The sequence below is a fragment of the Mycobacterium sp. genome, assembly GCF_035653355.1.
In the GTDB taxonomy this organism is placed as follows: domain Bacteria; phylum Actinomycetota; class Actinomycetes; order Mycobacteriales; family Mycobacteriaceae; genus Mycobacterium.
Genome location: NZ_DASRBZ010000369.1, coordinates 1 through 6216, shown reverse-complemented (window position 1 = coordinate 6216; position 6216 = coordinate 1). Strand labels below are relative to the sequence as shown.

Annotated in this window: 7 protein-coding genes; 3 read left to right on the top strand and 4 right to left on the bottom strand. The window is 62.8% G+C overall.

Annotation, left to right across the window (positions count from 1 at the left end):
- On the top strand, nucleotides 1-323 hold a 323-nt coding region (locus tag VFA16_RS12850; protein WP_324968177.1), incomplete at its 5' end, for an acyl-CoA thioesterase.
- On the top strand, nucleotides 311-970 hold the full coding sequence (locus VFA16_RS12845) for a hypothetical protein (protein WP_324968176.1): 660 nt from the start codon (nucleotides 311-313) through the stop codon (nucleotides 968-970). The genes VFA16_RS12850 and VFA16_RS12845, both read left to right, overlap by 13 nt.
- A gap of 39 nt (nucleotides 971-1009) precedes the next feature.
- Here the strand turns inward: VFA16_RS12845 and VFA16_RS23800 are convergent, their stop codons facing one another.
- On the bottom strand, nucleotides 1010-1606 hold the full coding sequence (locus VFA16_RS23800) for a DUF5631 domain-containing protein (protein WP_414687710.1): 597 nt from the start codon (nucleotides 1604-1606) through the stop codon (nucleotides 1010-1012).
- Nucleotides 1607-2713: 1107 nt separating this feature from the next.
- Between VFA16_RS23800 and VFA16_RS12835 the strand changes: the two genes are divergently transcribed.
- Nucleotides 2714-2887: a hypothetical protein gene (locus tag VFA16_RS12835; RefSeq protein WP_324968175.1), complete on the top strand. Its 174-nt coding sequence runs from the start codon at nucleotides 2714-2716 to the stop codon at nucleotides 2885-2887.
- Nucleotides 2888-3255: 368 nt separating this feature from the next.
- On the opposite strand, the gene VFA16_RS12830 is transcribed toward VFA16_RS12835, so the two are convergent.
- The 3 genes from VFA16_RS12830 to VFA16_RS12820 form a co-directional block, all read right to left on the bottom strand.
- Nucleotides 3256-3648 carry a hypothetical protein gene (locus VFA16_RS12830; RefSeq protein ID WP_324968174.1) on the bottom strand — a complete coding sequence of 131 codons (393 nt, stop codon included), beginning with the start codon at nucleotides 3646-3648 and terminating at the stop codon, nucleotides 3256-3258.
- Nucleotides 3649-4591: 943 nt separating this feature from the next.
- Nucleotides 4592-5554 carry a hypothetical protein gene (locus tag VFA16_RS12825; RefSeq protein ID WP_324968173.1) on the bottom strand — a complete coding sequence of 321 codons (963 nt, stop codon included), beginning with the start codon at nucleotides 5552-5554 and terminating at the stop codon, nucleotides 4592-4594.
- Nucleotides 5555-5741: 187 nt separating this feature from the next.
- Complete coding sequence (locus VFA16_RS12820) at nucleotides 5742-6194, bottom strand: TIGR03618 family F420-dependent PPOX class oxidoreductase (protein ID WP_324968178.1); 453 nt, start codon at nucleotides 6192-6194, stop codon at nucleotides 5742-5744.
- Nucleotides 6195-6216 lie beyond the last annotated feature (22 nt).

Here is a 6216-nt window from a genome sequence, read left to right as displayed (position 1 = left end):
TTGAAGAGGCGCGGGTCCCGTTCTTGCGAGAGCCTTTTGCCGCCGATATCACCACCATCGGTCTGCTGATCGCCGATGTGCGTGTCAGCTACAAAGGTCAGCTGCGACTGATTGATTCGCCGTTGCAGGTCACCATCTGGGTAAAGCGGATGCGAGCAGTCGATTTCACGCTCGGTTATGAGGTGCGGTCGATCAACGTCGCGCCTGAGTCGAAGCCGGCTGTGATCGCCGAGACGCAGTTGGCGGCAGTTCATATCGAAGAGCAGCGGCTGGTGCGTCTCTCACCGCATCAACGGGAATATCTCCAGCGGTGGTCGCGCTAGCCGAGCGGGGACTGTGGGTCGACCCAGCTCACCGCAAAGACTTGGCAACGTTCGTCGACCGCGCGTTGCGCCTCGATGAGGCTGCCGTCATCCGTCTACGGGCCCGTCCCGGAGGCTTGTTGACGGCTTGGGTGGCAACCGGCTTCGACGTTCTCGCCAGCAGGGTGGTGGCCGGCATGGTGCGCCCCGACGATTTGTCCGCTGGCGCAGACCAATTGGGACGGGGCCTCGCTGCGATGGATAGCTCCGGCTATGTCGATCCGGGCTTTCCGATGGATTCGGCGTGGCGGGGGGCGTTGCCGCCGGAGTCGGGCTTCACCCACCTTGACGACGTACCGGCCCGAGTGATGCTGGATCTGGCGCAGCGCGGCGCGCGCCTCGCCAAGGACCATGGCAGCGCGCACGGTCCGCCCGTTTCGCTGCTTGATCAGGAGGTCGTCGCGGTCAGCTCGGGCGATGTCAGCGTTGGTATTCCGATGCGCTGTGTATTTGCTTTGACCGCAATGGGTTTTCTGCCGCAGTCGCCGGAGTCTGTCGATGCAGACGAGATCGTGCGCGTGCGTATTCTGCCGTTCTGGTTACGGATTGACGCTCGCTTCGGATCGGTGTATCGCCGTCGCGGCGACCCAGCGCTGGTATTGCGCTAGGGCCGGTTCCTCGATCGGCGAGGTCCTAAACACCAACAATCATCGCCCGACCCTTGCGACTGGTTTCTCGCTGAGCGCCAAAAACCAAAACAAGTGATAGTTAGCCGCGTTTTTGTCCCCCTCGACGAGTGCGTCGATCGCAGCGAGTAACTGCCAATTCCCCAGCAACACCGCGTCAACGCTGTCTGGATAGGACTCGAGTACCCTCTCACGAAAGTTGGTAAGTTGTTCGTGCAGCAGTTCGACTTCTTGCTCGAGCACACCTGTGCCACGTGTGGCAGCTTTCGCCAAAGTGTGGGCCAACTGGGGCAACCCGTCACGCCAGTGAGTGGCGCGATTCAACTCCCAGCCCAGTTCTTCGATTTCGGGTGCGCGGCGCGGTCGCGGTGAAGTCGTTACCGGCTCGTCATCCTCTTCGGGCACATGGTGGATGGGTGAATAGCTTGCAGCAACGGTGATTTCGCCTAGCAGCGCTTCCAAGTCGCCGTGGCGGCGGGCCGGTTCTAGTAGCGTGACCGACGCCGGTAGGTCGATGCCCGGAGGGATCCAGCCGCAGGCCAGATCGGTCACCAAGACCGTTGTGCCATCAGGGCGATCCCCGGCCGCCCAGGCCAGCGCAGGCTCCTGGCGCGCCACAAAATCAACCAGACGCTGCAAGCGTGCCCGGGCCGTTGCGTCGGCCGACGCGGCGCCAGCGACCGCGCCACCGGCGGAGGCCACGGCGGCCTGGGTCCCGATGCCTGAGGGGGGCGCTTGCGAAGTGCCCGGCGTGGTTGGTTGCCGCACTACTGCGGGTTGGCTCACACCGGCCTGCGCGGTGGAGGGATGCGTCGGCGCTGAAGCCGGAGCCGCTGGTGTTGGCGGCGATGGGCTCGGCGGGGCAGACGGTGTTGTGGCGGCCGCGGCCGGAGGTCGCAAATCGGCGCCGTAGGCCTGGAGCGGTCCTGATGGCGGGGTCGGCGCCGCACCACCCACTGATGGTGGAGGTGCGGCTACAACCGGCGGTGCACTCGGCGGCGACGGATGCTCGACTGGAGGAGGCGTCTCGAAAGCCTGTGCCTGCACCGGTGTTCCAGGTCCAGCCATCGGCACGGTGGGTGCGGCCGGCGGTCCTTGGGCCACCGGGGCATCCGTTGGACTCGGTGGCGGCACCGCATTGGCAGCGGCCGAAACGGGCGCACCGGATTCCAACCCAGCGTTGAAGCTCTGCATCAGATTGGCCGCAGTTAAACCCTGAGCCGGACCGGTCGGGGGCGCGAGAGGAGTGCCCGACAGAGCCGATGCTGGATTACTCGGTAGCGATGGCATGCCGGCGCTCGGCATCGACGGCGCACCAGCAGAAGGCAGGGATGACATCCCAACACCAGATAGCCCTGAGATTGGCGCCGACGGGGCTGCGGGAACACGCCCAGATGAAGGCGGCGTAGCCACTCCGGGGTTGACGCCGTGCGTCTGGGCGATAGGAGCCGGGCCTCCAGCAAAACTGGAAGCAGGTGCTGGTTCCACCGCGGTGGGTGGAGCCGAAAGTGTTCCTTGTGTATTTGCGACACCGGATGGGCCGGTTGTCGTGCTAGCCGCCGGTATTGGTTGCTGAGTATAAGGCCCGTCTGCGAGTACTCCCTGCGTTTTGGCGGCGCTGGATGGCCCCATCGACCCGCTGCTATTGTCAAGCATTCCCCGGACTCGATCCGTCAATTCTTGTTGGTCGTTGGGTTGCCGATACATCTGGCTCGTATTAAGCCCATGAGTTTGGGCGAATTCCCGAGCCGACTGGCCATTCCCCTGCGCATCCATAATCGACTGCACCGCGTCGAGGACATTCTCGCCGTACTTGGCCGCGGCGAGATTGGCCAACGCTCGATACCGTTGTATTGTGGCGACGATCTGTGCCACCTTGATTTCTTCGGGCTCCTTTGAGTTCTTGATGTCGTTGATTTCTTTGTTGCCTTCTTCGGCCAAACTCGTCAGCTCCTGCCGAAGGCTCTCCATGCTGTCGTGGGCGCTGCGAAATGCATTTCTGTAAATGCCAAACTTGTCGGCGAGCTGGCGATCGTGCTCGGCACCGCGACGATAGGACTCACGGGTGTCATCGGCAGTTATGCCTTGCTGTCCATCTTCGGATAACGGACCCGAGATGGCTTGCAGGAGTTGGGTTTCATGATCGCGGTAGCTACTTTCAAGGCCACCCCAATGAGTAATACTGGTGCTAAGGGCAGCCATTGCCGAGTCGCTCGGCCACTTATCCCCGATAATCGGGAAGGACCACTCACCTGGGGGAAAGCCAGTCATTTACATTGCTTATCAATCGTATTTGTTGCTTCGTCAGACGCGTGACCAAGAGGCCCTAATTCGGCTTCTCCCGCTTCGGCCAGGTAGTCAATCGTTGCCTCCTGGTATGTGCCGGCGAGTTTGCGAACTTGCGATGCCAGCTCCGCCGGGGTCGCCGGCTCTTCGGCCAGCTTTGTGAGGAGATATCGGCTACCGACATCCAGCGCTTGGCGCGCGGCTGTCGCAACGGCCAGGACCGCGGTCGGATCGTCGCCGCCGCTCCGAGTGTTGGCCACATCCACGGCATGGTGCACCTTGTCAAAGGCACTACACACAGCCGTCTTGGCGTCGGCAATCTGTTGGCTGGTATAGGTCGGCGCAGGCGGGGATGCAGGCTTGTTCTCCGGCAACGGCCGAAACCAGGCCCCAACTGCGACCGCTCCGATCGTCAGCAACGCGATCCCGAACGCGATCGTCGTCCACTTCGATGGCCGCTTCGGTGAGGACGGCGCAATTGGCCACGGGGGTGGCGGGGGCGGTCCAGAAGACATAGGAGGCGGGCTCGACATGCCTGGATCGTATCGCTCATCCACGATTGCTGTAGTCACCCTTCGACGAAGTGAGCGATCACCGGTAACTGGCGTCGATCGCATCCATTAATTCTGTTGGGGCTCAACACGTCAGTTAACTTCGGCGGTGACATCAGTGGGGTGCAGGTCGTCGTGGTGATGGTCGGTCATGTTGCGCATTCGCCGTAAACATTGACCCGCCCTTTTCCTGGGTTGGCGGCCAATGGCGCAATTTCGGCGGTGACCCCGCCCTTGTCCAACCGTGTCGGACCAAACTTGTACCGCTTATTTATCTGCCAGCCCACGGTTATCATCGCCGACGCGATCCCTGAAAATACGCATCGCTATTGGTGTCCGGCGGCAGGTCGAACACAACTTGCAACGAGTCCATATAGGGCGGGTCGCCTTGGTCGTTACATGAATCGAAGTCGCAACCTGCACTCACGCCCCTGAGTTGGGCTACGGAGACAACCTGCTTGGCGGCGTCGACAACTTGCGCTTTGGCCGCGTCGTCGCTCAGCGGTTGGACGGGATGGTGTTGGGAATCGTTACCAAACCTATGGGATTGATGTTCCACGGAGATGCAACCACCCTAATAGCAGGGCGGCCGCGAGCAGCGCCAGAAAACGGGGGCCCTTACGCTCGAATCCGTCATAGTTCTCAATGTTTGTCCCCGACACAGTCAGGTGGGCGATCCCACGCAGGATCACGGTCGGCGGGCCAGGTATCGGCACATTGATGTGCGGTATCGGAACCCGCCCGAGCCCGTTAGCCATAACCGGCGTCAACGAGTTTCGTCGTCGCCGCCGTCCTCCGGCTTGTGCTGGGGCAGCAGGATGCGCCGACTGGCGACTGGCTTGCCTTCCACGCGCTTCGTTACCTCGGGCGTGGTCGGCGGCGTGGTGATCCGCCCCTGCACCGGCCCGCCGTTCTTCACTGACGGGGGGACAACCCGCTTGGTGTCCGCTTTTTCGTCCTTACCGGCTGCGCCGCCACCGTGCATGGCACCCGGAGGCATCATCGGCATTGCGCCCATTCCGCCCCGCGCCGGTGTGGTCGGCTCAGATGAGCTCGGCGGCGCCGGCGGCGTTGTCGGCGACGACATCGGGACGGTCCCAGCTGACGGCACCGGCGGCGGCCCGAGCATCGCGGCCGGAGTAGTTCCTCCCAACCCAGCACCGCCGCCACCTGCAGCCCCGAGCCCGCCCTCGCCCGCGCCGAGGGCGCTCTCGGCGCCGAGCAGCTCGCCGGGAATCGCCTCAGCAGCCGCAGCGCCGCCTCCTGCACCGTGCTGTAGCGCCCCCATGCCCGCCTGCATAGCTTGCTGGCCTACCTGCGCGAGTTGCTGCGGTATCTGGGTCAACGGATTGATCAAACCACCGAGTGAGCCCGCGACTGACTGTGCGACGCCGGTAGCCATCTGCGGCATCTGCTGGGCCATCTGCATCATCTGGTTGGGGTCATTGCCAACAGCAGACAGCTTGGCCGCGGACTCCTCTTCATTGGCAGGAAATTTCGTGACTGCGTCGTTGACCTTTTGCTCGCGTTCCGTATAGCCGGCCTGCGCCTCGGTGTTGTCGGTCGGGACACTGCCATTCGCAGCTAAAGGAAGTAACCCCAGCAATGCGTCCATCGGTGAACCCGGTGGCGGTACCGGAACCGGCGCGATTGGTGGTGGTGGGGTGTTCGCCGCCCCACCTTGCACGTATTGCGGAACATCAGCCTTCAACTGATCGCCGAAACCCATCCGATGTCCTTCCGCCCGATTTGCCAGAGCTCAGTGCCGGAAACCAGGAACTAAGCCCTCTGATCCGTGGTAAACGAACATCGCGCCCCCTAAGTGAGCTGCTGATGAGGCTAGCTAGCGGTATTACGGCGGTCAATTCAGCGGGCGGCAGGTCAGCCACTTCGTCGACATCAAAGGTCGATCCGAGTCAGCGGGTTTCCGGATTGGAATAGATCCGGCTCGGGGCGATCAGCACTGCGGCTCGCCGTTCTTCGGCCATCACCCGGTCGTAGGTGTCCCAGTCGTCGTGGGTGCCGCCGGCGGCCTTAAAGACGTTGCGCAACAAAACACGTAGGCCTTCCCCGTCAACCTCAGGATGTGGGTCGTCGGGTCCGATGATCTCGGCGGTTCCATCGACGGCTCCCCATTGCCAGCCAGCACGGGCGACGATGGCGACTCGGGGATCGGCGCGCAGGTTGCGCAGCTTGCGTGAGCCGCCGATTGCCACCAGTCCGACGACTTGCGCGCCGGTCACTGGGTGCGGCAAGACGCCGGCGTTGACCACCGACGACTGGATACTTCCGTCGCCACGCAAGGTGCTGAACACACACAGTCCGTGATCTATCGATGCGAGCTCAGCGAAAGAGGAAAGATCGGTCACGATCGAGTCTCCTTTCCAATAT

Excerpts from the sequence above, each read along its gene's own strand:
- VFA16_RS12825 (WP_324968173.1), bottom strand. The coding sequence starts at position 5,554 with ATGGGTTTCGGCGATCAGTTGAAGGCTGATGTTCCGCAATACGTGCAA.
- VFA16_RS12835 (WP_324968175.1), top strand. The coding sequence starts at position 2,714 with ATGAGTTTGGGCGAATTCCCGAGCCGACTGGCCATTCCCCTGCGCATC.